We start from the raw sequence: 24,751 nt of genomic DNA on the forward strand, positions 1-24,751 counted from the left end.
GGCCTCACATGCGTTCGAAGGAGCGGCGCAGCTCCCAGTCGGTCACCGCGGCGTCGAAGGCTTCCAGCTCGACACGCGCCATGTTGCGGTAGTGCGCGACCACCTCGTCACCGAAGGCGGCCCGGGCGATGGGGCTGTTCTCCCAGAGTTCGGCGGCCTCGCGCAGGGTGGTGGGGACGTGCGCGTAAGCGGAGGCGTAGGCGTTGCCGGCGCACGCCTCAGGCAGCTCCAGCTTCTGCTCGATGCCGTACAGACCGGCCGCGACGAGTCCGGCGACGGCCAGGTGCGGGTTGACGTCGCCGCCGGGCAGCCGGTTCTCGAAACGCATCGACCGGCCGTGGCCGACGACGCGGAGCGAGCAGGTGCGGTTGTCGTATCCCCAGGCGACGGCGGTCGGCGCGAAGGAGCCGGGCTGGAAGCGCTTGTACGAGTTGATGTTGGGCGCGTACAGGAGCGAGAAGTCGCGCAGGGCGGCCAGTTGTCCGGCGAGGAAGTGGCGCATGACCTCGGACATGCCGCCGGGATCCTTGGCGGAGCCGGCCATCACGTTCCTGCCGTCCGCGTCGGCGAGCGAGAGGTGGATGTGGCAGGAGTTGCCCTCGCGCTCGTTGTACTTGGCCATGAAGGTGAGCGAGACGCCTTCCTGGGAGGCGATCTCCTTGGCGCCGGTCTTGTACACGGTGTGCTGGTCACAGGTGACGAGGGCCTCGTCGTACTTGAAGGCGATCTCGTGCTGGCCGGGGTTGCACTCGCCCTTGGCTGACTCGACGGTGAGGCCCGCGGCCTGCATCTCGTTGCGGATGCGGCGCAGCAGGGGCTCGATGCGGCCTGTCCCGAGGACCGAGTAGTCGATGTTGTACTGGTTGGCCGGGGTGAGTCCCCGGTAGGCCGCGTCCCAGGCCTGCTCGTAGGTGTCCTTGAAGACGATGAACTCCAGCTCGGTGCCGACCTGGGCGGTGTAGCCGAGTTCGGCGAGGCGGTCGAGCTGGCGGCGCAGGATCTGACGGGGCGCGGCCACCACCGGGGAGCCGTCGTTCCAGGCGAGGTCGGCGATGAGCAGGGCGGTGCCCTCGTTCCAGGGGACGCGCCGCAGGGTGGCGAGGTCGGGGTGCATGGCGAAGTCGCCGTAGCCGCGGTCCCAGGAGGACATGGCGTATCCGTCGACGGTGTTCATGTCCGTGTCGACGGCTAGGAGGTAGTTGCAGCCTTCCGTGCCGTGCTCCAGGACCTCGTCGAGGAAGAAGGGCGCGGCGAACCGCTTGCCCTGGAGCCGCCCCTGCATGTCGGGGAAGGCCAGGACGACCGTGTCGATGGCCCCGGCCTCGACGAGACGGCGCAGTTCTTCGACAGAGAGCGGGGGTGTGCGGTCTGCCACCGGAAAAGCCTCCTTGGGTCAGCCGAGAGCCATAAGGTATTGCGGAGAACCATTGCTTGGGAAGGGGGCGCGACGGGATGACGCGGACGGAACCCGACCGCGGGACGGACGACCGGCTGACGCCGGTGCTGCGGCCGGTGCGGGCGGGCAACGGTTTCGAGGAGGCGCTGGAGCAGATCCTCCAGATCGTCCGGCTCGGCCTGGTGCCGGGCGGTGAACGGCTGCCCGCGGAGCGGGAGTTGGCGGAGCGGCTCGGGATCAGCCGGGTGACGCTGCGCGAGGTCCTGAAGGTGCTCCAGGACCAGGGTCTGGTCGAGTCGCGGCGTGGCCGCTACGGCGGCACCTTCGTGCTGGCACGTACCGACACACCGGGCGAGCACGAGCTGCGCCGCCGGGTCGCCGCGGTCGACATCGAGGACGTCCTGCGCTTCCGCGAGGTCCTGGAGGTGGGCGCGGCCGGGCTGTGCGCGACGCACGGGCTCGACGCGGAGCAGGCCGGCCGCCTGCGCGAGGCACTGGCCCGGACGAACGACGCCCGGCTGACCGACTACCGCCGGCTGGACACCATGCTCCACCTCACTCTCGCGGAACTGTGCGGCTCCCCCTCGCTCACCGCGCGGTACGCGGCGGTCCGCGCCTCGGTCAACGATCTCCTGGACTGCATCCCGCTCCTCGTCCGCAACCTGGAGCACTCGCAGCGCCAGCACAGCGCGCTCGTCGAGGCGGTGCTGGACGGGGACGCGGACGGGGCTCGGGAGATGATGCGCGAGCACTGCGCGGGCACGGCGGCGCTGCTGCGGGGGTTCCTGGCCTGAGCGGAGGGGGCGCGAGGGGCGCCTCGCGTTCCCCTCCCCCGTCCCGCAAAGGTATGAGACCTTTCCATTGAGTTCGCGTGGGCGTCGTGGCGACCGGATCCGAGGGAGAACAGCGTGGGCAGGCCGCTGATCGGTGTGAGTACGTATCTGGAGTCCCGCGTGCGCTGGGGGGTGTGGGAGCTGCCGGCGGCACTGCTGCCGGCCGGCTATCCGCGGCTCGTGCAGCGGGCGGGCGGACTCGCCGCGATGCTGCCGCCTGACGATCCCGCGCTGGCACCCGCGACCGTCGCCCGGCTCGACGGGGTCGTCGTCGCGGGCGGCCCCGATGTCGACCCCGCCCGCTACGGCGCCGAGCGCTCCCCGCGCACGGGACCGCCCGCTCCCGAGCGCGACGCCTGGGAACTCGCCCTGATCCGGGCCGCGTTGGAATCCGGCACCCCGCTCCTGGGCATCTGCCGGGGCCAGCAGCTCCTGAACGTGGCCCTGGGCGGCACGCTCGTCCAGCACCTCGACGGGCACGTGAAGGACGCCGGGGTCTTCGGACACCATGAGGTGACACCCGTACCGGGGACGCTGTACGCCGGTCTCGTACCGGAGCCGTGCGGTGTGCCGACCCACCACCATCAGGCGGTGGACCGCCTCGGTGACGGCCTCCTGGTCTCCGCGCACGCGGCGGACGGCACCGTCGAGGCGATCGAACTCCCCGGCCCGGCCTGGGCGCTGGGCGTCCAGTGGCACCCGGAGATGGACGACGACCTGCGGGTCGTACGGGGCCTGGTCGCGGCGGCGTCCTGATTGGACCGGGACCTGCACGGACGCCTTCTTCGCCCCCTACGCCCCTGCCCGCCGGAGGGGCTGAAATTCAGCCCCTCCTGCCATTGAGGAGCGGGGGTCCGGGGGCGGCGCCCCCGGGACGGGACGGGCAGGGGCGGAGGGGGCGAAACGACGCAGGTGCGGCCAGGACCTGTCCTAGGCGGAGCCTCGCGTCAGGGAGAGCAGGTCGCGGGCCGGGCCCGTGGGGCGGTGGCCCGTGGGCCAGACCGCCCTCAGGGCGCGGGCGAGCCGGACATCGGCGAGCGGGATACTCACCAGCCGGTGGGCGGAGAGCTCCTCACCGAGGGCGAGTTCACTGAGGACGGCGGGCCCGGCGCCGCTGACGGCGGAGGCCTTGACCGCCGTCGTCGAGGACAGCTCGATCAGCGGACGGGCGAGCCCGCCGAGCGCGGTGTCGAGGACCTGACGCGTGCCCGACCCCTCCTCCCGGAGGATGAGCGGCGTGGCGGCCAGCTCCGCCGCACCGAGCGGCGCACGACGGCGCGCCCAGGGATGTCCGGGCGCCGTCACCACGATCAGACGGTCGTGCGCGATGACCGTCGCGTCGAGACCGGACGGCACCGAGAGCCCCTCGACGAAGCCGAGGTCCGCCTCGCCGGACAGCAGCCGCTCGGCCACGGCGGCCGAGTTCCCGGCGAGCAGGGACACGGCGGTGTCGGGGCGCTGCGCGCGCAGGGCGATCAGCCAGCCGGGCAGCAGGTACTCGGCGATGGTCATGCTCGCGGCCACCCGCAGCCGCGAGTCGCGCCGGTCCCGAAGCGCCTGCGCCCCCGCGTCGAACGCCTCGGCCGCGTCCACCACCCGCCGCGCCCAGTCGGTGACGAGCGCTCCCTCACGGGTGAGTTGCGACCCGCGCGGCGAACGGTCGACGAGCGCCACCCCGAGCTGCCGCTCCATGGAACGGATCCGGCTGCTGGCCGCCGGCTGGGTGATCCCCAGCTCACGTGCGGCGCGCCCGAGACTCCCGAGGCGCGCCACCGCCAGCAGCAGTTCCAGCGCGCCGAGGTCGGGTACCCGGTGCGCGATCCCGGCGCCGGGCCGCTCCTCAGCACTGCTAGTCATAAACCCAGCTTATGCCCTCATAGGCGTGCGCTCCCTGGTGGGGAGCCGACGGGCCCGCGACCGTGGAGCCATGGTCACCGCAGCCCAGCCCTTCACCGCCCACAAGGCGGGAACCGTCCGCGACACGAAGACCCCCCGCGTGTCGCGGAACCGCGCCGTCGCCGCCGTCCGCCATCTCGGCCCGAACTGGTACGCCTCCGTGATGGGCACCGCGATCGTGGCCACGGCGGGAGCGGGACTGCCCGGGGACGTGCCGGGCCTGCGCACCGCCTGCGCCGTCGTGTGGGCCCTCTCGCTCACCCTGCTGGTGGCGCTGCTCGCCGCCCGCGCCCTGCACTGGAGGCACCACCGCGACCAGGCCCGCGCGCACCTCCTCGACCCGGCCGTGGCGCCCTTCTACGGCTGCCTGTCGATGGCCCTGCTCGCCGTGGGCGGCGGCACCCTGCTCGTCGGCCGGGACTGGATCGGGACACCGGCGGCGGTCGCCGTGGACGCCGTCCTGTTCACCGCCGGGACGGTGGTCGGACTCGCCGCGGCGGTGACCGTCCCGTACCTGATGGTCGTACGGCATCGCATAGAGCCCGGACAGGCGTCCCCGGTGTGGCTGCTGCCGATCGTCGCCCCCATGGTGTCGGCCGCCCTCGGCCCCCTCCTCGTTCCCCACCTGCCGCCCGGGCAGCCCCGGGAAACGCTGCTCCTCGCCTGTGTCGCGATGTTCGGGCTCAGCCTGCTGGGCACCTTCGTGATGCTGCCGGTGATCTTCGCCCGGCTGGTCACCTCGGGTCCCCTGCCGCTCGCGCTGACCCCGACGCTCTTCCTGGTGCTCGGCCCGCTGGGCCAGTCGACGACCGCGGTGGGCAAGTTCGCGGACGCGGCGCCCGGGGTGATGCCCGCCCCGTTCGACCAGGGCTTCGCGCTCCTCGCCGTGCTCTACGGCGTCCCCGTGCTGGGTTTCGCACTGCTGTGGCTCGCGCTGGCCGTCGCGATGGTCGTGCGGGCCCGCCGTCAGGGCATGGCCTTCGCGATGACCTGGTGGGCGTTCACCTTCCCCGTGGGCACCTGCGTGACCGGCGCGGAAGGCCTGGCCCGGCACACCGGTCTGGCCGCCTTCGACGCGCTCGCGGTCGCCCTGTACGTCCTGCTGCTGGCCGCGTGGTCGGTGGCCGCCGTCCGTACGGCCCACGGCCTGCTCAGCGGGAAGCTGCTCGCAGCGCCGTGACGCCCGGCTTCTCGGGCTGACCCTCGCACAGGTACACCGGCCCCTGCGGCCCCTGCGGCTCCTGCGGCTCCTGCGGCTCCTGCGGCTCCTGCGGCTCCTGCGCGACGGTCGGCCCGTGTCCACCCCATGAAGGCATGCTGGAGCACACAGTTGGGCAGTGTGACGTGTCACAGACAACACAGCGCCACTGTGGGAACTTCAAGTGCCCTTCTTGCCGGTCGAGTTACTGAAGAGCCGAGAGTGGGGTCCGGCCGACGGCACGGATCGCGTCGCTCGTCCCCTGTGTGCGTCAAGAGGCGGAACCGCGGGCCTGCAAGAGGGGCGGCCCGCATGTGGAGAGGATCGAATGCGCTCTTTGGAAGCCCTGACGCTTGATCAGGCGGTCGACACGGCTCGCTATCCCCTGTCGGAACTCGCGAGCGCCCGGGGACAGGCCGTGGTTGCCGACGCCCGGCGCGACCTGTCGACTCTCGGCTGCACCGTGCTGCCGGACTTCATCCGCCCGTCGCTGCGCGATGTGCTGCGGCAGGAGTGCTCGGCCATCGCCCCCCGGGCGCACCACGACGTCGAGACGGTGAACGTCTACAACATCGCAGTGGACTCGGCGCTGCCGGAGGACCATCCGGGCCGCAAGACCTTCGAGCGGGGCAACGCCTTCGTCGCGCGGGACCGCATCCCCGCGGACTCCCTCATCAGCCGGCTCTACTCCGACACGGTGTTCCGGCACTTCATCGCCCGCTGCTTCGAACTGCCGGAGCTGCACGAGCTGGCGGACCCGCTCTCCGGGCTGGTTCTCAACGTCGTCGCACCGGGCATGGAGCACCCCTGGCACTTCGACACCAACGAGTTCACCGTGAGCATGCTCACCCAGCAGGCGCAGGCCGGCGGCGTCTTCGAGTACTGCCCGAACATCCGGACCGCGCGGGACGAGAATTTCGACGACGTCCGGGACGTGGTGGACGGCCGGGGCGAGCGCTTGACCCGGCGCCTCCCCCTGCAACCGGGTGACCTGCAGTTGTTCAAAGGGCGCTTCTCGCTGCACCGAGTGAGTCCGGTGCGCGGCGAGGTCGCGCGCCACTCCGCGATATTCGCCTACAGCGAGCGCCCCGGCGTCATCGGGAGCGTGGAACGGACCCGGCAGCTCTTCGGCCGGGTGCTGCCCGAGCACCTGGCGGCCGAGGGGCGGGCGGTCCGCGGCGACCGGCTCCTGGACTAGCGGGCGGCGAGAACGCGTAGTCGCCGTACGCCGTTTCCCCTGCGCGATCCCACGGAGGTAAGCCCTGTGCGTTTCGACGTGACCGGAAAAGTCTCACTCGACCACATCTACGACCAGCCCGATCCGCGAACCTATTTCACGGCGCTGCGCCCGCTCGACTACGGCGTTCCGCAGCAGGCCAAGCCCTACTTCGCCAAGATCATCACGGAGTACCGGGAGTCCCAGCAGGTCGCGGTACCGAAGGTGCTGGACATCGGCTGCTCTTACGGAATCAACGCCGCCCTGCTGAAGTACGACGCGACCATGGACGAGCTGTATGCGCGCTACGGCGACGAGGAGCGTGCGGGTGAGAGCCGGGAGGCTCTGCTGGCCCGCGACCGGGAGCTGGCTCGGTCACGCCAACCCCCGCAAGCGGTCCGCTTCGTCGGCCTCGACACCTCCGGCAGCGCGCTGTCCTACGCTCTTGAGGCCGGGTTCCTCGACGACGTGGTGCACGCCGACCTGGAGGAGCACGAGCCCACACCGCGACAGCGCGCCCAGCTCTCGGGTGCGGACCTGGTGATCTCGACGGGCTGCGTCGGCTACGTCACCGAGCGGACGCTCACGCGAGTCGTCCGGGCACAGGGCACCCACCGGCCCTGGATGGCGCACTTCGTGCTGCGGATGTTCCCGTTCGACTCCGTCGAGCGCGCGTTGGCGGGTCTGGGCTACCGGACCGTCCGCGTCGACGAGGTGTTCAGACAGCGGCGGTTCGCCTCCCCGCAGGAGCAGGCGCTCGTGCTCGACAGCATGTCGGCCGCAGGGCTGGATCCACAGGGCCTGGAGGCGGAAGGCTGGCTGTACGCACAGCTCTACCTTTCCCGGCCGTACGACATCACAGGTACCGACGATCCGAATCGAGAACAGAGTTGAAGACCAGTCAGGATGCGTCAGGCAACGCGACCTTCGCCCGGGAGGACAGCCTCCCGCGCGTGCCGCTGCCTACGCTGGACGCGAGCTGCGAGAGGTTTCTCGCCTGGTGTACGCCGCTGCTGACCGCCGCCGAGCGGTCGGCGACCGAGGCGGAGGTTGCCGCCTTTCTCCGACCCGGTGGCCCCGGCCGGGTGCTGCATGCCGCGCTGGAGGAATACGACGCCACGGAGGGCGTGCACAGCTGGCTCGACACCTTCTGGCCGTACCGATACCTGGGCCGCCGGGACCGGATCGCCCTCAACGCCAACTTCTTCTTCCTGTTCCAGGACTCCGACCAGGCGCAGGTGGAGCGGGCGGCCGGGCTCGTCGCCGGGGCCCTCAACTACAAGCGGCAGCTCGATCAGGCGCTGATTCCGCCGGTGGTGCAGCGCGGGACACCTCAGTCGATGGTGCAGAACAAGTTTCTGTTCTCCACCACGCGTATCCCCGGCGCGCAGCAGGACACCGTCCGCGCCCCCTACACCGAGGAGTGGCCGGGCCCGTCCGAGGCCCGGCACGTCGTGGTGTTCTTCCGGGGCGGCATGTTCCGGCTGGACGTGCTGGGTCCGGACGGTGTCCCGCACAGCCTGGATGACATCGAGGCGGGGCTGCGCGCCGTGATGAAGGCCGACCCGGCCGACGCGGACACCTCGGTGGGCCACCTCACCACCATGGCCCGCGCGGAGTGGGCGGCAGCCCGGGAGTCCCTTCTCGCCTGCCACCCCCGCAACGCCGACGCCCTCGACGATGTCGAGACCGCGCTGTTCTGCGTCGCTCTGGAAGACTTCGCCCCCGCGGACGTCCAGGACGCCTGTGACCAGCTGCTGTACGGCGACCGCGGCAACCGCTGGTTCGACAAGGCCGTGTCCTTCGTCGTCTTCGCCGACGGACGGGCGGGCATCAACGTCGAGCACTGCGAGTTGGACGGGACCACGATCCTCACCTTCACCGACGCCCTGCTCAACACCCCGGCCGAGGAGCAGTCCCGGCAGTCCGGAGCCCGCTCCCAGGGGCTGCCGGCGCTGGAGCCGATCGTGTTCGAACTGGACGACGCGCTGCGGGACCAGGCGCGCTCCGCCGCCGACGCGTTCGCGGCGTACGGCGAGAACACCGCGACCAGCACGTTGTCGTTCGCGGACTTCGGCAGCGGCGCGGCCAAGGTGCTGGGGGTCTCGCCGGACGCGTTCGTCCAGGCCGCCTACCAGCTCGCCCACCAGCGCGCCAAGGGGCACCTGGGCGCCACGTACGAGTCGATCGCCACCCGGCAGTACCGGCACGGGCGGACCGAGGCGATGCGCGTCGTCACCACCGAGATGGTGGCTTTCGTGGCGGCGATGGAGGACCCGGCAGCGGACGCGGACGCCCGGCGCTCCGCGTTCCGGGCAGCCACGGAGGCCCATGTGGCGCGCGCGAAGGCGTGCCAGGCCGGGCAGGTGCCGGAGCAGCACCTGTGGGAGCTGGAGCTGATCCAGCGCCGGCGGGGGGCCGGGCTCGGGGTGACCGAGCAGCCCGCGCTGTACCGGACGCCGGGCTGGTCGATCATGCGGGACGACTACCTGAGCACGAGCTCCGCGCCGTCCGTCAATATCCAGCACTTCGGCTTCGGATCGACCAGCAGCCAGTGCATCGGTGTCGCCTATGTGCTGCTTCCCGATCGGTTCAACCTCTACCTGAGCACGCCGTCGGCGGTCGCCGCGCAGATGCGGACGTTCGCCGACCGGCTTCGGGAGGCGATGGACGAACTCCGGGAGCTGCTGGCGCCCGAGCGGCCCGTGGACTGAACGGACCCCGCCGCCGGACCGGAACTCCCGGTCGGGACCACGGTCCGGCGGCCCGGCCGGCTCCAGTGGCCGAGCCTGTCCTGAGCCGAGCCGAGAAAGCCCAGGGGAACAACGGTCGGTCACGCCGGCCACTGCCGCGTGGCAAGCGGTGTCCACGGTTCGAGGTGAAGCCCTGACGCCGTCCACGCCGGTGCTTGTGTTCGCCCACGTCGAGTTGGTGTCGCGCAGGTACCCGCACCTGAGTCACCGAGACCCGCCCGGCCGGCGGCCGGCGGCTCGCAGCGCCTCGCCGAGGCGGGCGGGTGCCTCGGACAGCGACGGTCCGTACCAGGTCAACAGGCGGCCGTCGACCAGGGCGCAGGGCACTCCCGCGAAGGACTCCGGCCCGTCGTCGGCGGTGAAGCGGTACGGCTCGTCGGGCAGCACCACGAGATCCGGGGCCGCCGCGGTCAGCTCGGCGAGCGGGATGCGGGGGTAGCGGTCCTCGTGGCGCGCGTAGACGTTGTCGACGCCCAGCCGGGCGAGGACGTCTCCGGCGAAGGTGTCGCGGCCCAGCACCATCCAGGGCCGCCGCCAGACCGGCACGATCGCGGTCGTACGGCGTGCCGGGGCGGGCAGCGCCGCCCACGCGGCCTCCGCTTCGTCCAGCCAGCGCGGACGGCCGGGGGCGCCGCACGCGCGGAGCACCCGGTCCAGTTCCCGAAGGGCCCCCGGAACGTCCCGCACCTCGGTGACCAGTACCTCGATGCCGGCCTCCCGCAGGGCGGTCAGGTCGGGCTCCCGGTTCTCCTCCTCGTTGGCGACGACGAGGTCGGGCGCGAGCCGCACGACGGCGTCGACGTCGGGGTTCTTGGTGCCCCCGATCCGCACGACGTCGAGGTCCGCGGGGTGGCTGCACCAGTCGGTCGCGCCGACCAGGGCTGCGGGCACCGTCACGGCCACCGCCTCCGTTAGCGAGGGCACGAGGGACGCCACCCGCATGCCCGTCGGCCTCTCCCGTGCCGTCATCGCCCGCCGTTTCCCGCCCGCGGCGCTCAGCGCCTGCCGACGTTGTGCCGGTCCTCGACCGCGTCGATGTGGTCGGCGACCTCGACCACGATCACCCTGGTGTCCGGCACGGTGGCGCGCCAGCGGTGCCGCACGCCGCCGGTCAGATACAGCGTGTCGCCCCGGCCGAGGCGATGGGCCCGCCCCTCCGCCTCGACCTCGACGGCACCGTCGGCGACGTACATCAACTTGTCATTGCGGTGCTGGAGTTCGCGTCCCTCTTCGTGGTCACCGGTGAACTCGGTGGCGTGCATCTGGTGGTGACCGCGCACCAGGGGGCGCATATGGGCCTCGGGCGTGAACTCGGCGCCCGCGTCGGCGCGCACGACGTCGACACTGCACGCCGGGTCGGCGGCGGCCAGCAGTTCGACGGCGGTGGTGCCGAGGGCGTCCGCGACTCTCTCCAGGGAGCTTTTGCTGGGCCGCGCCCGTTCGTTCTCCACCTGGCTGAGAAAGGGCACCGACAGGCCGCTGCGCTCGGCCACCACGGCGAGGGTGAGCCGTAGTGCCCGACGCCGTCGCCGTACGGCCGCACCCACCCGAAGTGGCTGTTCTTTGTGGTCGCCCATGGCTCCGGCTCCCTCCCTCGCGTCGTCGGTCCGCGAACCGTCCGGATTTCCGGCCCGCTCCTTCTGATGAGTTGTTTGCACCCTACGCATGTTCGGCAAACCGTTTCATGCACCCGTCACATCGCTGTCACATCGCGGGAGTGCGAGGGTTACAGTTCGCGCCACCGTGTGAGCCCGCCCGCCCCCGAGGGCGCGGCCGGCTCGCGCGGGACGAAAGGGCCGACCACCAGGGCGGGATGCCCGTTCGCCTCCGCCGGCGGCACCGCAGAGGCATGGGCCGGCCTCCGGCCGCTTCCGGCGTGCGCCGGGAGACCGGGCCGCGCGCCGGATCGTAGGCATACGTCCGCCGGCTCCCGAAGTCCCCGCGCCCGCGCCGTCCATCGGTCAACACCGTTCGTCCGCCGTCGAGTTCGGGGAGCGCAGCGCGGTCATCCGCGTCGCCGTCGGCCCCCCGGCCCGCGGGGTGCGCTCCAGCCGCTGGTCGGGCTCGGTGCGCCGGGTCCCGAAGTCGACGCGCACGAGGCGAGGTTGGCGGTCCGCGGGGTGTCCTGTCCGCCGGCGGCCGGTGCGTCGGACCGTGGCGCCGTACGGGGTGGCGGCGGCCGCCGCGTGCCTGGAGCGGCGCGCGGGGAGGGGCGGCGCGTCGGACGTGCGGTCGCGGCCGTCGGTCCGGCGGGCACCGGGACCGGGGCGACCCGTACCGCGACGCGGTTGTCCGGATCTCTCTCGTACGTGAGTACGTGGCCACGGGTGTCATCGGGCGTACGTACGGCCCGCCCTCCCAAGGAGGAGAGGGCCCGGACGGTGCGTGCGCACGGCGTCCCTCCGGGACGAACGGGGGCGTCGGCGGGGCACGCAGCGGCTGTGGACCAGGGCCGCCCGCGCGACTCCGGGCTCCGGCGAGGGAGCCGAGCCGCGGGCCCCGCCGACGCCGCGAGGGGTGGTCCTCGCCCCGCGGGTCAAAGAACCCGCGCGACGAGGACCACCCCTCGGAGTGAACCACTGACCACGCCTCGGCGTGGACCGCTCACCACCCCTCGGGGTGAACGGTCCGCACCGTCTACTGCGGAGTCATCCGCTGCACCATGTCCGGGTGCTCCTTGAGCCACGCGGCGACGGCGTCCTCCTCGTGCCCCTGCCCGCGCTGCTTGATCTCGCTCTCCAGGCTGCCGAGTTCGGCCTCGCTCATCCTGAAGTTCTTGATCCACTCGGTGAGCTCCGGGTACTGGCCGGGGAACTTCTCGCTGGAGATCGTCCGGATCGTGTTGCCCTCACCGAAGAGCTTCCTGTCGTCGGTGAGCTTGGTGAGCTTGTACTCGCTGTACGCCCAGTGCGGCGACCACAGGACGACCGCGACCGGCTCCTTCTTCGCGTACGCGCGCTTCAGCTCGGCCAGCATCGCGGGCGTCGAGCCGTCGACGACCTTGTACTCCTTGTCGAGCCCGTAGCCCGGAAGCACCTTCTTCTTGAGGAGGTTCATCTCACCGGTGCCCGGCTCGATACCGATGATCTTCCCGTCGAAGGTCTTGGCCTTGCCCTTGAGGTCGGCGAGGGACGTGACGTCCTTCACGTACGAAGGGACGGCGATCTCCAGAGAGGTCGGCTCGTACCAGGTCCCCAGGTCCTTCAGATCGTTCTTGTGCTGCTCCCAGTAGTTGGACTGGGCGTACGGCAGCCAGGCGTCGAAGTTGAGGTCGAGGTCGCCGGAGGCGAGACCGGTGTAGACCGGGCCGACGTCCATCTGCTTCAGGTTCAGCGTGTAGCCGCGCCGGGCCAGCACGTTCTTCCAGAGGTAGGTGACGGCGACGTCCTCGTCCCAGGGGAACCAGGCGACGTCCACCGCGCGCTTCGCCTCGGCCGGGGTGGCGGACGCGGAGCCCTCGACCGGGGCCAGCTTGTCGACGACACCGGGGTTCTTCTTGAGCCAGGCGCGCACCGCGTCCTGCTGCTTGCCCTTGCCGGCCTTGTTGATCTCCGCCTCGAGACCGGTCAGCTGCTTCTCGGTCATCCTGAAGTGCTTCAGCCACTCGCCGACGACCGGGTTGTCCTGAGCGAAGCCCTTGCGGGAGAGGGTGTGCACCCCGTCGCCCTTGCCCCAGGCGCCCTTCGGGTCCTTGAGCTTCTTCAGCTTGTAGTCGCTGTAGGCCCAGTGCGGCGACCAGAGGGTGGCGACGACCGGTGCCTTCTTGGCGTACGCGCGCTTCAGCTCGGCCAGCATCGCGGGCGTCGAGCTGTCGACGACCTTGTACTCCTTGTCGAGCCCGTACTCCTTGAGCACCTTGCTCTTGAGCAGGCCCATCATTCCGGCGCTGGACTCGATGCCGGTGATCCTGCCGCCGAACTTCGCGGCCTGCCCCTTGAGGTCCTCCAGGGAGTCGATGCCCTTCATGTAGGCGGGCACGGACAGTTCCAGGGACGTCGGGCCGTACCAGGAGCCCAGGTCGTCGAGCTGCTTCCCGTACTTCTTCCAGTACTGCTCGTGCGTGGTCGGCAGCCAGGAGTCGGTCTCGAAGTCGATGTCCCCCTGGGCCAGCGAGGTGTACAGCGGACCCGCGTCGAACTGCTTGGTCTCCACCTGGAAGCCGCGCTGCTCCAGGATCTCCTGCCAGAGGAAGGTGGAGGCGACGCCCTCGTCCCAGGGGATGTAGCCGATGGTGACCTTCTTGCCCTGGCCGACGTTCTCGCCGTCGGCCGCGGTGGAGGTCGATCCGGCACCGCTGAAGACGCCCATGCCGCCCGCGACCAGGGCGAGGACGACGACGCCCACCATGGCCACGACGGGACGGGGGCGGTACGACCAGATCTTCAGGCCCTGTGCGGCGCGCGCCTTGGCGGCGGCGCGGCGGCCGAGCGGGGAGACCTGGGTACCCAGCGCGCCGGTCATGCGGTCGAGGTAGATGGCGAGGATGACGATGGCGACGCCCGCTTCGGAGCCGAGGCCGACGTTCAGCTGGCCGATGGCCTCGTTGACGTCGCCGCCGAGGCCTCCGGTGCCGACCATGCCCGCGATGGCGGCCATGGACAGGCCCAGCATGATGATCTGGTTGACGCCCGCCATGACGGTGGGCAGCGCCAGCGGCAGCTGGATGCGCAGCAGGGTGTCGCGGGGGGTGGTGCCGAACGCGTCGGCGGCCTCGACGAGGTCCTTGTCGACCTGGCGGATGCCCAGTTCGGTCATGCGGACGCCGGGGGCCAGCGCGAAGATCAGAGTGGCGACGATGCCGGCGGGGGCACCGGTGCCGAAGAACAGGATCGCCGGGATGAGGTAGATCATCGCCGGCAGCGTCTGCATGAAGTCGAGCACCGGCCGGACGATCCCGCTGACCCGGTCGGAGCGGGCCGCCCAGATACCCACGGGCACCGAGACGACGAGCGCGATGAGGGTCGCGACGAGGACGAGCGACAGGGTCACCATCGCGTCCTCCCACAGTTCGAGGGAGTCGATGAAGGTGAACCCCGCGAAGGTGAGCACACCGGCGGAGGTGCCGCGCAGCCAGAAGGCGATGACGGCGAAGATACCGGCGAGAAGCAGTGGTTGGGGCGCCTGGAGGACGGCGTTGATGCCGTCGTAGGTGCCCGAGAAGACGGTCTTGAGGAAGTCGAAGAGCCACGCCATGTGGTTCAGCAGCCAGTCGACCGCGTCGTTGACCCAGTCGCCGAAGGGGATCCTAGGCACCGGCCTTCACCGCCTCGTCACGCGACGTCGAGCACCGGACCGGGGCGCCCTGCTCGTCCCCGAGGAAGCCGACGAGCCGCTGTCGCGGGACGACTCCGACGAGAACGCGTTCCTTGTCGAGGACGGCGACCGGATGGGACAGCCTGGCACTGATCGCGCAGAGGTCCACGAAGGAGGTGTCCGGCGTGGCGGTCTCGCAGGCGCAGTCCGCCTCGTCGCCGCGTATCGCGGAGTCCATGACGGCGCCCGCGGTCAGCACCCGCGAGCGGTCGACGTCCTGGGTGAAGGAGGCGACGTAGTCGTCGGCGGGCCGGACGAGGATGTCCTCGGCGGTGCCGATCTGGACGATGCGGCCGTCGCGCATGACGGCGATCCGGTCGCCGAGGCGCATCGCCTCGTTGAGGTCGTGCGTGATGAAGACGATGGTCTTCTTGAGCTTCTTCTGGAGCTCGATCAGCTGGTCCTGCATGTCCCGGCGGATCAGCGGGTCGAGCGCGCTGAACGACTCGTCCATGAGCAGCAGGTCGGCGTCGGTGGCGAGCGCGCGGGCGAGCCCCACGCGCTGCTGCATACCGCCGGACAGTTCGTCGGGCCAGGACTTCTCCCAGCCGGCGAGTCCGGCCAGTTCGAGGGCCGTGGTCGCGCGTTCCTTGCGCTCGGCGGCCGGTACGCCCTGGACCTCCAGGCCGTAGGCGGCGTTCTCCAGCACGCTGCGGTGCGGGAACAGCGCGAAGTGCTGGAAGACCATGCTGATCTTCCGGGAGCGGACCTCGCGCAGTTCGCGCGCGCTGAGCGCGGTGAGGTCCTGGCCGTCGAAGCGCACGTGCCCCGCGGTGGGCTCCAGCAGTCCGTTGAGCATGCGCAGCAGCGTGGACTTGCCGGATCCGGACAGGCCCATGACGACGAAGATCTGCCCCGGCTCCACCGTGAAGGACGCGTCGATCACGGCGGCGGTGGTGCCGTCGGCGCGCAGTTCCTCACGGTCGGCCCCTTGACGGAGCCGCTCCACGGCCGCTTCCGATCGTCTTCCGAACACCTTGTACAGATGGTCGGCCTCAAGCCTGGATGACACGGGTGCCTCTCGTTCGGACATGGGGAACGGGCTGAACGAACGCTTTCGACGTTCCCGACGACTGGTGACGGTTGAATGCACAACCGGGTCCGTTCAGAGGCGGCGCCTGCCCCCGCTTACACGGAGCAAACACGGGAGTGGTCCAGGTCACTGTCCGTGGCGTACGGCATGATGCGGATCGTGACCCTGCAGACGCGACGACTCATGCTTCTCGACACCGCCTCGCTGTACTTCCGCGCCTATTTCGGGATGCCGGAATCCGTGCGGGCCCCGGACGGCACACCGGTGAACGCCGTGCGCGGGCTGCTGGAATTCATCGACCGCCTGGTCAAGGACCACCGCCCCGACGATCTCGTGGCGTGCATGGACGCGGACTGGCGCCCGCAGTGGCGGGTCGACCTGATCCCGTCGTACAAGGCGCACCGGGTCGCGGTGGAGACCGAGACCGGTCCGGACGAGGAGGAGGTGCCGGACACGCTCTCCCCGCAGGTGCCCGTGATCGAGGACGTCCTGGACGCGCTGGGCATCGCGCGCGTGGGGGTCGAGGGGTACGAGGCGGACGACGTGATCGGCACGTTCACGGGACGCGCCACCGGTCCGGTCGACATCGTCACCGGCGACCGTGACCTGTATCAGCTCGTCGACGACAAGCGGGGGGTGCGCGTCCTGTATCCCCTCAAGGGTGTCGGCACGCTCCAGCTCACCGACGAGGCCTGGCTGCGCGAGAAGTACGGCGTGGACGGCCCGGGGTACGCGGATCTGGCGCTGCTGCGCGGCGACCCGAGCGACGGACTGCCCGGGGTGCCCGGCATCGGGGAGAAGACGGCCGCCAAACTGCTCGCCGAGTTCGGCGACCTGGCCGGGATCATGGCCGCGGTCGACGACCCGAAGGCCAGGCTGACCCCTTCCCAGCGCAAGCGTCTCGACGAGTCGCGGCCGTACGTCGCCGTGGCGCCGACGGTCGTCAAGGTCGCCGGTGACGTGCCGCTGCCCGAGGTGGACACGGCGCTGCCGCACGCGCCGCGCGATCCGGCCGGGCTGGACGAACTCGCCGCGCGCTGGGGTCTGGGCGGTTCGCTGCACCGCCTGCTCACGACTCTGCAGGCATAGTTGAACGCTTCTGACATGACTGGTACCGGTTCATACATAGGTGCCACAGAGGAAGAGGTGCTAACTTAGGTAAGCCTAACCATGTGAATCAGGAGGCAGCCATGGCAGAGCGCCCGGAACGCAAGCCCCGGAAACCCCACTCCGCGAAGGTGGTGCGGACCGAGCGGCTGACCCCTCACATGCAACGGGTCGTGCTGGGAGGCGACACCCTGGCGGAGTTCGCCACGGGTACCAGCACCGACCACTATGTGAAGCTGCTGTTCGGCGCCCTGGGCGTCAGCTATCCCGAACCCTTCGACATGGACCGCATCCGCGAGGAGTTCCCGCGCGAACAGTGGCCGGTGACACGGACGTACACCGTGCGTGCCTGGGACCCCGAAGTGCGCGAGCTGACACTGGACTTCGTGGTGCACGGCGACGAGGGACTGGCCGGGCCGTGGGCCCTGCGGGTGCAACCGGGCGAGGTCGTCCGGTTCATGGGCCCCGGTGGCGCCTACGCGCCCGACACGGGTGCCGACTGGCATCTGCTCGCCGGTGACGAGAGCGCCCTGCCCGCGATCGCCGCCGCCCTGGAGTCGCTGCCCGACGGCGCCGTCGTCCGCGCCTTCGTCGAGGTCTCCGGACCCGAGGAGGAGCAGAAGATCGACTCCGACGCGGAGGTCGTCTGGCTGCACCGCGGCGACCGGCCCGTCGGCACGGCCCTGGTGGAGGCCGTGCGCGGCCTGGACTTCCCGGAGGGCCGGGTGCACGCGTTCGTGCACGGCGAGGCCGGCTTCGTGAAGGAGCTGCGCAAACTGCTGCGGGTCGAGCGGGAGATCGCCCGCGAGGACCTGTCCATCTCCGGCTACTGGCGCCGCGGCCACAACGAGGACGGCTGGCAGGCGTCGAAGCGTGCGTGGAACGCCCAGGTGGAGGCGGAGCAGGAGGCGTCGGCCTGACGCCCGCTCACACCCCGTACATACGTCAGGAGGCGGCCACGCGCGACGGGCCGCCTCCTGACGTATGTACGGTCGGCCGGGCGGGGGCCGACCGCGGGCCGGACCGACCGCCGCCCGTGGGCCGACCGGCCACCTCCCGTGGGCGAGACCGGCCGACCGCCCGCGGACTAGACCGACCGCTGGTACGACCGGAACGTGCGGATCGACCACCAGACCGCCACCACCGCGAGCGCGAGCAGCGCGCCCGACCGGACGAGCACGGCACCCCAGTCGGGGTGCTCGGACATCGCCGAACGGCCCGCGACCATGGCCCAGTCGAGCGGGTTGAAGTCGGCGATGTGCCGCATCCAGCCGGGCATCCGGGACGGCGCCATGAAGGCGCTGGAGAGGAACGTCAGCGGCAGCAGCAGGAAGGTGTTGATGCCGATGATCGACTCCCGCTCCCGCACCAGCATGCCGAGCGCGTTGGAAAGCGCGCCGAAGATCGTGCCGAGCAGGACCGAGGCGAGGACCAGGATCGCCACACCGCCGATGCCGCCCGGGTAGTCGGCGCCCCCGGCGAGCCCGAGCAGCACGATCACCACCGACTGCAGGGCGGTGATCAGGCCGTTGTTGACGACGTTGCCGTTCATCAGCGCGGCCCGGCTGACCGGCGTGGTCAGGAAGCGGTCGAGCGTGCCCCGCTGGATCTCCTCCAACGTGCCCATCCCGGCCCACATGTTGGAGCTGAGGGCGCTCATCACGACCACACCCGGCACCAGGTAGTCCAGGTACGAGGTGGTGCCGAAGCCGCCGAGTTCGACGACATTCCTGAAGAGGCTGCCGAACAGGAAGAGCCAGATCACCGGCTGGATCAGGGTGATGACCGCGTACGCGGGCTGGCGGGCGAACACCATGAGTTGACGCTGCGTCATGTACCAGGTCTGCGAGACGGCCGTGCTCATCGGGCACCTCCGGCGAGGACGAACGGGCGGGTGCCTTCCGCCTCGGCCTCCGAGTAACGGCGGCCCGCGTAGCGGAAATAGACGTCGTCGAGCGAGGGACGGGCGACGGTCGCGGCGGCGACCCCGACCCCGGCCCGCTCCAGCGCCCCGAGGAGCGCGGGCACCGCGGCCCCGCCGTCGTCGGCGCGGACGCTGATCCGCCGCCCGTCGAGCAGCACCTGATGCACGCCCGGCAGTCCGCCGAGACTGCCCTCCAGCAGCGTACGGCCGGCCTCGCCGACCGCCTCGCGCAGTTCCACGTGAACGGCGTCGCCCCGCAGTTCGCCCTTCAGCTCGTCCGGGGTGCCCTCGACGACGACACGGCCGCGGTCGACGATGGCGACGCGCTCGGCGAGCCGGTCGGCCTCTTCGAGGTGGTGCGTGGTGAGCAGGATGGTCAGGCCCTCGTCGCCGGCGAGCCGGGCGATCTCGTCCCACATCGCGGTGCGCGCCTCGGGGTCGAGTCCGGTGGTGGGCTCGTCGAGGAAGAGCACCTCGGGGCGGTGGACCAGACCGAGCGCCACGTCCAGGCGCCGTCGCATGCCGCCCGAGTAGCCCTTCACCGGGCGCCGCGCGGCGTCGGCGAGGGTGAATCGCTCCAGGAGTTCGTCGACCCGGCGGTCCAGGCTCGCGCCCTTCAGTCCGTAGAGCCTGCCCTGGAGCCGGAGGTTGTCCCTCCCGGTCGCCGCCGGGTCGGTGCCCGAGCTCTGGGCGACCACCCCGATCGCGCGCCGGACGCGGTCCGGGTGGCGCAGTACGTCGTGGCCCGCGACGGTGGCGGTGCCCGAGTCGGGGCGGGCCAGGGTGGTGAGGATCTTGACGGTGGTGGACTTGCCGGCGCCGTTCGGGCCGAGGAGGCCGAGGACGGTGCCCTGCTCGACGGTGAGGTCCATGCCGCTGAGGGCGGTGACGTCACCGGGATAGGTCTTGATGAGCTGACGCGCCTCTACCGCGGGCGCACGAGTACTACTCATGGCGGTTGCTCTCCAGAGTGAGCGGATGTCCGGCATGAAGCCGGGTGATCTCGGATTCCCGAGTGATCTCGGGTGACTGCCGAGCCGATCCGCGTGAAGAGCGCCGGGCTATCCTGGGTGTGCCGCACCTCGATCGCCTGGAACTGCCGCACGGCGGATTCAGTTCGGGGTTCGAGACCCTGGCGGGACTGGTGCAACAGTCCCGCCGGGGTCTGTTCTTCTTCGGGTCACTGCTCGAAGTGGCGTTCCTCCAAGTCCTGGAACTCGGGCGGGATCTCCCCCGTCTCGTGGAAGCTCCGCCACTCCTCGACGCCGGGCAGGGTGCCTTCCCTGAGCTCCTTGAGGAGACCCCGGACCCACTCCGCCTGCGCCTCGGCCATGTGCAGCTGGTACTCGGACTCCACGAGGAAGATCCGCGGCAGCGTCTCGTACAGCTTCTCCAGGCCGCCGCGGGCGCTCGCGGCCTGCACCTCCAGGGAGTTGAGCCGCTCCGTGAGCAGCCGCTCGACCTCGTCGGGAGGCAGCACCCCCATGAGCGAGAGCGCGGTCTCGAAGATCGGATACTCGCGCGCCGGGACGGCCATCAGGTCGGAGAGCCACTCGGTCATCTCCTCGCGCCCGGCCTCGGTGATGCCGTAGATCGTGCGCTCCGGACGGTTGCCCTGCCGCTCCACATCGGTGACTTCGACGAAGCCGTGCTTCTCCAGGTTCTGCACGACCGTGTACAGCGAGCCGTAAGCGATCTTCGTGCTGGTGTCCTTGCCCTGACGGCGCAACGTCTGGGCGATCTCGTAGGGATGCATCGGCCGCTGCCAGAGCGTCGTCATGACGGCGAGCGCCAGCGGGTTGCTCAGCTTGCGCCGCTTCATCGCCATCACGCCTCTCGACTCGTCTCCGAATATCCGTAGCCGAACATATCGCGTATCCGGAACACGCGTCAAGACACACGATGTATCGCGTCGGAGCGGTCCGCGGGCGCGTGAGGACTTCGGCCCGCCGCCGACACGGCCGCGTCACGCGGGCGAAACAGGGTCTCCCTAATTTCTGTCACCCGACAGGAATCCCGTTCACCCTTCCGCGCCGAAGGCAGGTGTCGCCGTGACCACCACCGCCCCCTCCGACGTACGCCCCGATCCGCCCCAGTCCCCCGACGACCGCTCCCTGACCGAGTTCGGCTACCGCCAGGAGCTGCACCGCAGCCTCGGCCGGTACGCCTCGTTCGCCGCCGGGTTCTCCTTCATCTCCGTCCTCACGACGGTCTTCCAGTTCTTCGCCTTCGGGTACGCCTTCGGCGGCCCGGTCTTCTTCTGGACCTGGCCGGCCGTGCTGATCGGCCAGCTCGCGGTCGCCGCGTGCTTCGCGGAACTGGCCGCGCGCTATCCGATCTCCGGCGCGATCTACCAGTGGTCCTCGCGTCTGTCGAACCTCTCCTTCGGCTGGTTCGCCGGCTGGATCATGGTCATCGGACAGATCGTGGTGGTCGCCGCGGCGGCACTCGCCCTGCAGATGGTCCTGCCCGCGATCTGGTCGGGCTTCCAGCTGATCGGCGACGACCCGGCCCCGACCAGCCCCGACGGCGCGGCCAACGCGGCCGTCCTCGGCGTGGTCCTGCTCGTCCTGACCACGCTGGTGAACATCCTCGACAACCGCGTGATGTCCGCGGTCAACCGGATCGGCGTCACCGCGGAGATCATCGGCGCGGTCCTGATCGTCGTGCTGCTGTTCACCCACTCCGAGCGCTCCCCCGGCATCACCTTCCACACCGGCGAGGGCGGCACGGGTCTGCTCGGCGCCCTGATGGTGGGCTCGTTCATGGCCGCGTACGTGATGATCGGCTTCGACAGCGCCGGCGAGATGAGCGAGGAGACCCGCGACCCGCGGCGCACCGCGCCCCGTACGATCCTCACCGCGCTCGGCGCGGCCGGCCTGCTCGGCGGGCTGATCGTGCTCGGCGGACTGCTCGCCGCCCCCAGTCTCACGAACGGCCGCCTGGGTGTCGACGGCCTGAGCTACGTCCTGACCAGCAGCCTCGGCGACGGGGTCGGCCGGGCGCTGCTCGCCGATGTGGTGGTGGCCGTCGCGGTGGCCACCCTGGCGATCCAGACCGCCGCCTGCCGCATGCTCTTCTCGATGGCCCGCGACAACCAGCTCCCCTTCTCCGGCCGTCTCGCGAAGGTCGACCCGCGCACCGGCATGCCGAGCGCTCCCGCCCTGGTCGTCGGTGTCCTCGCGGCCGCCCTGCTGCTCCTGAACTTCGCCTCCCCTGACGCGTTCCTGGCGATCGGCACCACCTGCATCGTGATGCTGTACCTCGCGTACGCGATGGTCACCGGACCGCTGCTGGTACGCCGACTCCGCGGGGAGTTCACCGCGGACGGCACCGACGAGACGGGCGCCCCGCTCTTCTCCCTCGGCCGCTGGGGCGTCCCCGTCAACGCGCTCGCCCTCGTCTACGGCCTCTTCATGACGGTCAACCTGGCCTGGCCGCGTGCCGCGGTGTACGACCCGGCGGGCGGGCACTGGTACTTCCAGTGGTTCACCCTGCTGTTCCTCGCCGTGACGCTGGTCGCCGGAGCCGGGTACCGGGCGTACAGGGCGCGGGCGACGGCGCCGGAGTCTCCCGAGGTGGTCCCGGCCTCGTACGCTTGACCAGGTGAGACGCAAGCCCAGGATCCCGCCCTCTCCCCTCCCGCAGCGCCACGGGGTCGACCCCGTGCGGCTCAGACTGCCGCAGGAGGGGAGCTGGGCCACCGTGCGGGAGCATCTGGTGGAGCGGCTCGCGGCGGGAGACGGGGTCATCGACGCGATGATCGACGAGGGGCTGATCGTCGGGGAGGGCGGACGGCCGCTGACGGCCGAAGCGGCCTACGCACCGGGGATGTTCCTCTGGTTCCACCGGGAGCTGCCGGACGAGGAGCGGGTGCCGTTCCCGCTGGACGTGGTCTACCGCGACGAGCACATCGTCGTCGCCGACAAGCCGCACTTCCTCGCCACCACGCCGCGCGGCAGCCATGTGACCGAGACGGCCCTCGCCCGGCTGCGCCGGGAGCTCGGCCTGCCGGCGCTGGGCGCCGCGCACCGCCTCGACCGGTTGACCGCCGGGCTCGTGCTGTTCACCGTACGGCCCGGGGAACGCGGCGCCTACCAGTCGCTGTTCCGCGATCGGCTGGTCGGCAAGGAGTACGAGGCCCTGGCCCCGTACGACCCCGCTCTCGGTCTGCCGCGCACGGTCCGCAGCCGCATCCTCAAGGAACGCGGGGTGATGGCCGCGCAAGAGGTGGCGGGCGAGGCGAACGCGGTCAGCTGGATCGAGCTGGTGGAGCACCGGGACGGGCTGGCGCGCTACCGGCTGACTCCCCGTACCGGACAGACCCATCAACTCCGGGTGCACATGAGCGCGTTGGGGGTCCCCATCCTCGGCGATCCGCTGTACCCGGTGGTGACCGGCCCGGTGCCGGCCGGTGACTTCCGGCGTCCGCTGCAACTGCTGGCACGGGCACTGGAGTTCACCGATCCGGTCACCGGGCTGGCCCATCGGTTCGTGAGTGGACGGATGCTGGAGGCCTGGACCTCGTACGACGTGTGGTCGGCCGGGCCCCCCGGGGATCAGTAGCCGCGCCACCACCGAAGGAGGCGCTGCCAGGCTCCGAGCCGGTGGGCGGGCTCGGGGGCCGGAGCGACCGGCGGGGCCGGCGGGGCCACCGGCTCGGGTGCGGGCGCGGCCTGCGCCGGACCGTCCGTCATGACCTGCCAGTGGGACCGCTGGGCGGGCAGCGCGCGGACGGAGGGCCGCTGCGTGACGTCCTGGGTCGGCCTGGGCTCGAACCGCACGGGCAGATCCACGAGGTGGCGCGACGACATGGATCCCCGCCAGCGCAGGTCGTTCTCGTCGCAGTCGAGTTCGACGTCCGGCAGCCGCAGCAGCAGCGCGTCGACGCCGACATCGGCGATGGCACGGCCGATGTCCTGACCCGGGCACTCGTGGGGCCCGCCGCCGAAGGCGAGGTGCGAGCGGTTGCCCTGCATGCTGGCGGCCAGGTCGGGACGGATCCGGGGGTCGACGTTGCCCGGCGCGATCCCGAACAGCAGTCCGTCGCCCTTGCGGATGCGCTGACCGCCGAGCTCCGTCTCCTGCTTGGCGAAGTAGCCGAGGACGGCGCTGAAGGGCGGCTCGTTCCACAGGGACTGCTCGACCGCCTCGGGCACGGTCATCTGCCCGCCGTTCAGCTGGGCACGAAATCGCGGATCGGTGAGCAGCATGCGCAGCACATTGGCGATGAGGTTGGCGGTGGCCTCGTACGCGGCGAGCAGCACGAGCCGCAGGTGCTGGGCGACCTCGTCGTCGGTGAGCCGGGCCGGGTGGTTGATGAGATGGCTGGTGAAGTCGTCCTCGGGCTCGGCGCGGCGCCGGAGGGTGTGCTGCGTCAGCACGTTCATGACGTACTCGTTGCTGGCGATCGCGGTTTCGGTGCCCTTGAGCAGGTCGCGGGTGGCCTGCACCATGCGGTCGTTGTAGTCCTCGGGCATGCCGATGATCTCGCACAGCACGGACATCGGCAGATGCTCGGCGAACTGCCCGACCAGGTCGGCCTCGCCGAGTTCGCAGAACTCGTTGACCAGGCGCTGCGTCGCGCGGTTGATGTAGCGCCGCAGACTGCGGAAGTCGATGGTCGTCATGGCGCCGGTGACCGCTCCGCGCAGCCGCAGATGCTCGTCGCCCTCGGCGTGGGCGCAGATGGGCTGCCAGGCGATGTGGGGGGCGAGCGGGTGGTCGGCGCCCGCCGTGCCGTCCTGGACGGCGGTCCACAGCCGGCTGTCGCGCGCGTAGTGCGAGGGCGTGCTGACCATGTGCAGGTTCTCGGCGTGGCCGAGGACGACCCAGATCGGCAGGTCGTTGTGGAGTAACACGGGTGCGACGGCGCCGTGTTCGGCGCGGAGCTTCTCGTACAGGGCGCCCAGGTCCTCCGCCTCGGGCCCGTACAGACGGCGCAGCCCGCCCGGCCCGACACCGGCACCGGCACCGTGGGCGGGGCAGCCGGGCGGCGGACCGAACGGGGGTTCCTCCGTGCCGGTCGAAGAGTGGGATTCAGTCGTCACAATGATCGCTCCGAAGCTGAAGTACGTTCTAT

The 24,751-nt window shown here is 71.0% G+C and carries 21 protein-coding genes; 10 read left to right on the plus strand and 11 right to left on the minus strand.

The window, feature by feature from the left end; all coding sequences use genetic code 11:
• Positions 1 to 4: 4 nt before the first annotated feature.
• Positions 5 to 1,375, minus strand: a complete 1,371-nt coding sequence (locus tag ACWD68_RS10030; RefSeq protein WP_451805975.1) for a glutamine synthetase family protein — start codon at positions 1,373 to 1,375, stop codon at positions 5 to 7.
• 77 nt (positions 1,376 to 1,452) lie between these two features.
• Between ACWD68_RS10030 and ACWD68_RS10035 the strand changes: the two genes are divergently transcribed.
• Entirely contained in the window at positions 1,453 to 2,190 is a 738-nt protein-coding gene (locus tag ACWD68_RS10035) for a FadR/GntR family transcriptional regulator (RefSeq protein ID WP_451805976.1), read from the plus strand.
• 114 nt (positions 2,191 to 2,304) lie between these two features.
• Positions 2,305 to 2,985 carry a gamma-glutamyl-gamma-aminobutyrate hydrolase family protein gene (locus ACWD68_RS10040; protein ID WP_451805977.1) on the plus strand — a complete coding sequence of 227 codons (681 nt, stop codon included), beginning with the start codon at positions 2,305 to 2,307 and terminating at the stop codon, positions 2,983 to 2,985.
• Between the two features lie 174 nt (positions 2,986 to 3,159).
• Here ACWD68_RS10040 and ACWD68_RS10045 read toward each other — a convergent pair whose 3' ends face one another.
• On the minus strand, positions 3,160 to 4,086 hold the full coding sequence (locus tag ACWD68_RS10045; protein WP_451805978.1) for a LysR family transcriptional regulator: 927 nt from the start codon (positions 4,084 to 4,086) through the stop codon (positions 3,160 to 3,162).
• Positions 4,087 to 4,156: 70 nt separating this feature from the next.
• Between ACWD68_RS10045 and ACWD68_RS10050 the strand changes: the two genes are divergently transcribed.
• The 4 genes from ACWD68_RS10050 (at position 4,157) to ACWD68_RS10065 (ending at position 9,253) form a co-directional block, all read left to right on the plus strand.
• Positions 4,157 to 5,305 (plus strand): TDT family transporter, encoded by a 1,149-nt coding sequence (locus ACWD68_RS10050; RefSeq protein WP_451805979.1) that lies wholly within the window; start codon positions 4,157 to 4,159, stop codon positions 5,303 to 5,305.
• Positions 5,306 to 5,651: 346 nt separating this feature from the next.
• On the plus strand, positions 5,652 to 6,521 hold the full coding sequence (locus tag ACWD68_RS10055) for a HalD/BesD family halogenase (protein ID WP_451805980.1): 870 nt from the start codon (positions 5,652 to 5,654) through the stop codon (positions 6,519 to 6,521).
• A 66-nt stretch (positions 6,522 to 6,587) separates the two neighbouring features.
• Complete coding sequence (locus ACWD68_RS10060) at positions 6,588 to 7,433, plus strand: class I SAM-dependent methyltransferase (RefSeq protein ID WP_451805981.1); 846 nt, start codon at positions 6,588 to 6,590, stop codon at positions 7,431 to 7,433.
• Between the two features lie 59 nt (positions 7,434 to 7,492).
• Positions 7,493 to 9,253: a choline/carnitine O-acyltransferase gene (locus ACWD68_RS10065; RefSeq protein ID WP_451805982.1), complete on the plus strand. Its 1,761-nt coding sequence runs from the start codon at positions 7,493 to 7,495 to the stop codon at positions 9,251 to 9,253.
• Positions 9,254 to 9,496: 243 nt separating this feature from the next.
• Here ACWD68_RS10065 and ACWD68_RS10070 read toward each other — a convergent pair whose 3' ends face one another.
• The 5 genes from ACWD68_RS10070 to ACWD68_RS10090 all read right to left on the minus strand — a co-directional run bounded on the left by ACWD68_RS10070 (position 9,497) and on the right by ACWD68_RS10090 (position 15,617).
• Positions 9,497 to 10,234, minus strand: coding sequence for a helical backbone metal receptor (locus ACWD68_RS10070; protein ID WP_451806025.1), 738 nt, complete (start codon positions 10,232 to 10,234; stop codon positions 9,497 to 9,499).
• 53 nt (positions 10,235 to 10,287) lie between these two features.
• On the minus strand, positions 10,288 to 10,869 hold the full coding sequence (locus ACWD68_RS10075) for a helix-turn-helix domain-containing protein (protein ID WP_451805983.1): 582 nt from the start codon (positions 10,867 to 10,869) through the stop codon (positions 10,288 to 10,290).
• A gap of 384 nt (positions 10,870 to 11,253) precedes the next feature.
• Positions 11,254 to 11,388 (minus strand): hypothetical protein, encoded by a 135-nt coding sequence (locus ACWD68_RS10080; RefSeq protein WP_451805984.1) that lies wholly within the window; start codon positions 11,386 to 11,388, stop codon positions 11,254 to 11,256.
• A 541-nt stretch (positions 11,389 to 11,929) separates the two neighbouring features.
• Positions 11,930 to 14,545, minus strand: a complete 2,616-nt coding sequence (locus ACWD68_RS10085) for an ABC transporter permease/substrate binding protein (RefSeq protein WP_451805985.1) — start codon at positions 14,543 to 14,545, stop codon at positions 11,930 to 11,932.
• The gene (locus tag ACWD68_RS10090) at positions 14,538 to 15,617 is read right to left on the minus strand and encodes a quaternary amine ABC transporter ATP-binding protein (protein WP_451805986.1); all 1,080 of its coding nucleotides are present in this window, start codon (positions 15,615 to 15,617) and stop codon (positions 14,538 to 14,540) included. The genes ACWD68_RS10085 and ACWD68_RS10090 overlap by 8 nt, the downstream gene beginning before the upstream one ends.
• 171 nt (positions 15,618 to 15,788) lie before the next feature.
• Here ACWD68_RS10090 and ACWD68_RS10095 point away from each other — a divergent pair, with 171 nt between their 5' ends.
• On the plus strand, positions 15,789 to 16,727 hold the full coding sequence (locus tag ACWD68_RS10095) for a 5'-3' exonuclease (RefSeq protein WP_451806026.1): 939 nt from the start codon (positions 15,789 to 15,791) through the stop codon (positions 16,725 to 16,727).
• A 101-nt stretch (positions 16,728 to 16,828) separates the two neighbouring features.
• Positions 16,829 to 17,665: a siderophore-interacting protein gene (locus ACWD68_RS10100; RefSeq protein ID WP_451805987.1), complete on the plus strand. Its 837-nt coding sequence runs from the start codon at positions 16,829 to 16,831 to the stop codon at positions 17,663 to 17,665.
• Positions 17,666 to 17,832: 167 nt separating this feature from the next.
• On the opposite strand, the gene ACWD68_RS10105 is transcribed toward ACWD68_RS10100, so the two are convergent.
• The 3 genes from ACWD68_RS10105 to ACWD68_RS10115 all read right to left on the minus strand — a co-directional run bounded on the left by ACWD68_RS10105 (position 17,833) and on the right by ACWD68_RS10115 (position 20,497).
• Positions 17,833 to 18,609 (minus strand): ABC transporter permease, encoded by a 777-nt coding sequence (locus tag ACWD68_RS10105; RefSeq protein ID WP_451805988.1) that lies wholly within the window; start codon positions 18,607 to 18,609, stop codon positions 17,833 to 17,835.
• Positions 18,606 to 19,622 (minus strand): ATP-binding cassette domain-containing protein, encoded by a 1,017-nt coding sequence (locus ACWD68_RS10110; RefSeq protein WP_451805989.1) that lies wholly within the window; start codon positions 19,620 to 19,622, stop codon positions 18,606 to 18,608. Before ACWD68_RS10110 ends, ACWD68_RS10105 begins: the two co-directional genes overlap by 4 nt.
• 227 nt (positions 19,623 to 19,849) lie before the next feature.
• Complete coding sequence (locus ACWD68_RS10115; protein ID WP_451805990.1) at positions 19,850 to 20,497, minus strand: PadR family transcriptional regulator; 648 nt, start codon at positions 20,495 to 20,497, stop codon at positions 19,850 to 19,852.
• Between the two features lie 223 nt (positions 20,498 to 20,720).
• Here ACWD68_RS10115 and ACWD68_RS10120 point away from each other — a divergent pair, with 223 nt between their 5' ends.
• Both ACWD68_RS10120 and ACWD68_RS10125 read left to right on the plus strand, forming a co-directional pair.
• Positions 20,721 to 22,271, plus strand: coding sequence for an amino acid permease (locus tag ACWD68_RS10120; RefSeq protein ID WP_451805991.1), 1,551 nt, complete (start codon positions 20,721 to 20,723; stop codon positions 22,269 to 22,271).
• 4 nt (positions 22,272 to 22,275) lie between these two features.
• A complete protein-coding gene (locus ACWD68_RS10125) occupies positions 22,276 to 23,235 on the plus strand; it encodes an RluA family pseudouridine synthase (protein ID WP_451805992.1) in 960 nt (319 codons plus the stop codon).
• On the opposite strand, the gene ACWD68_RS10130 is transcribed toward ACWD68_RS10125, so the two are convergent.
• Positions 23,229 to 24,719, minus strand: coding sequence for a cytochrome P450 (locus tag ACWD68_RS10130; RefSeq protein ID WP_451805993.1), 1,491 nt, complete (start codon positions 24,717 to 24,719; stop codon positions 23,229 to 23,231). The genes ACWD68_RS10125 and ACWD68_RS10130 overlap by 7 nt on opposite strands.
• Positions 24,720 to 24,751 lie beyond the last annotated feature (32 nt).

The organism is Streptomyces sp. NPDC005141 (assembly GCF_053599975.1).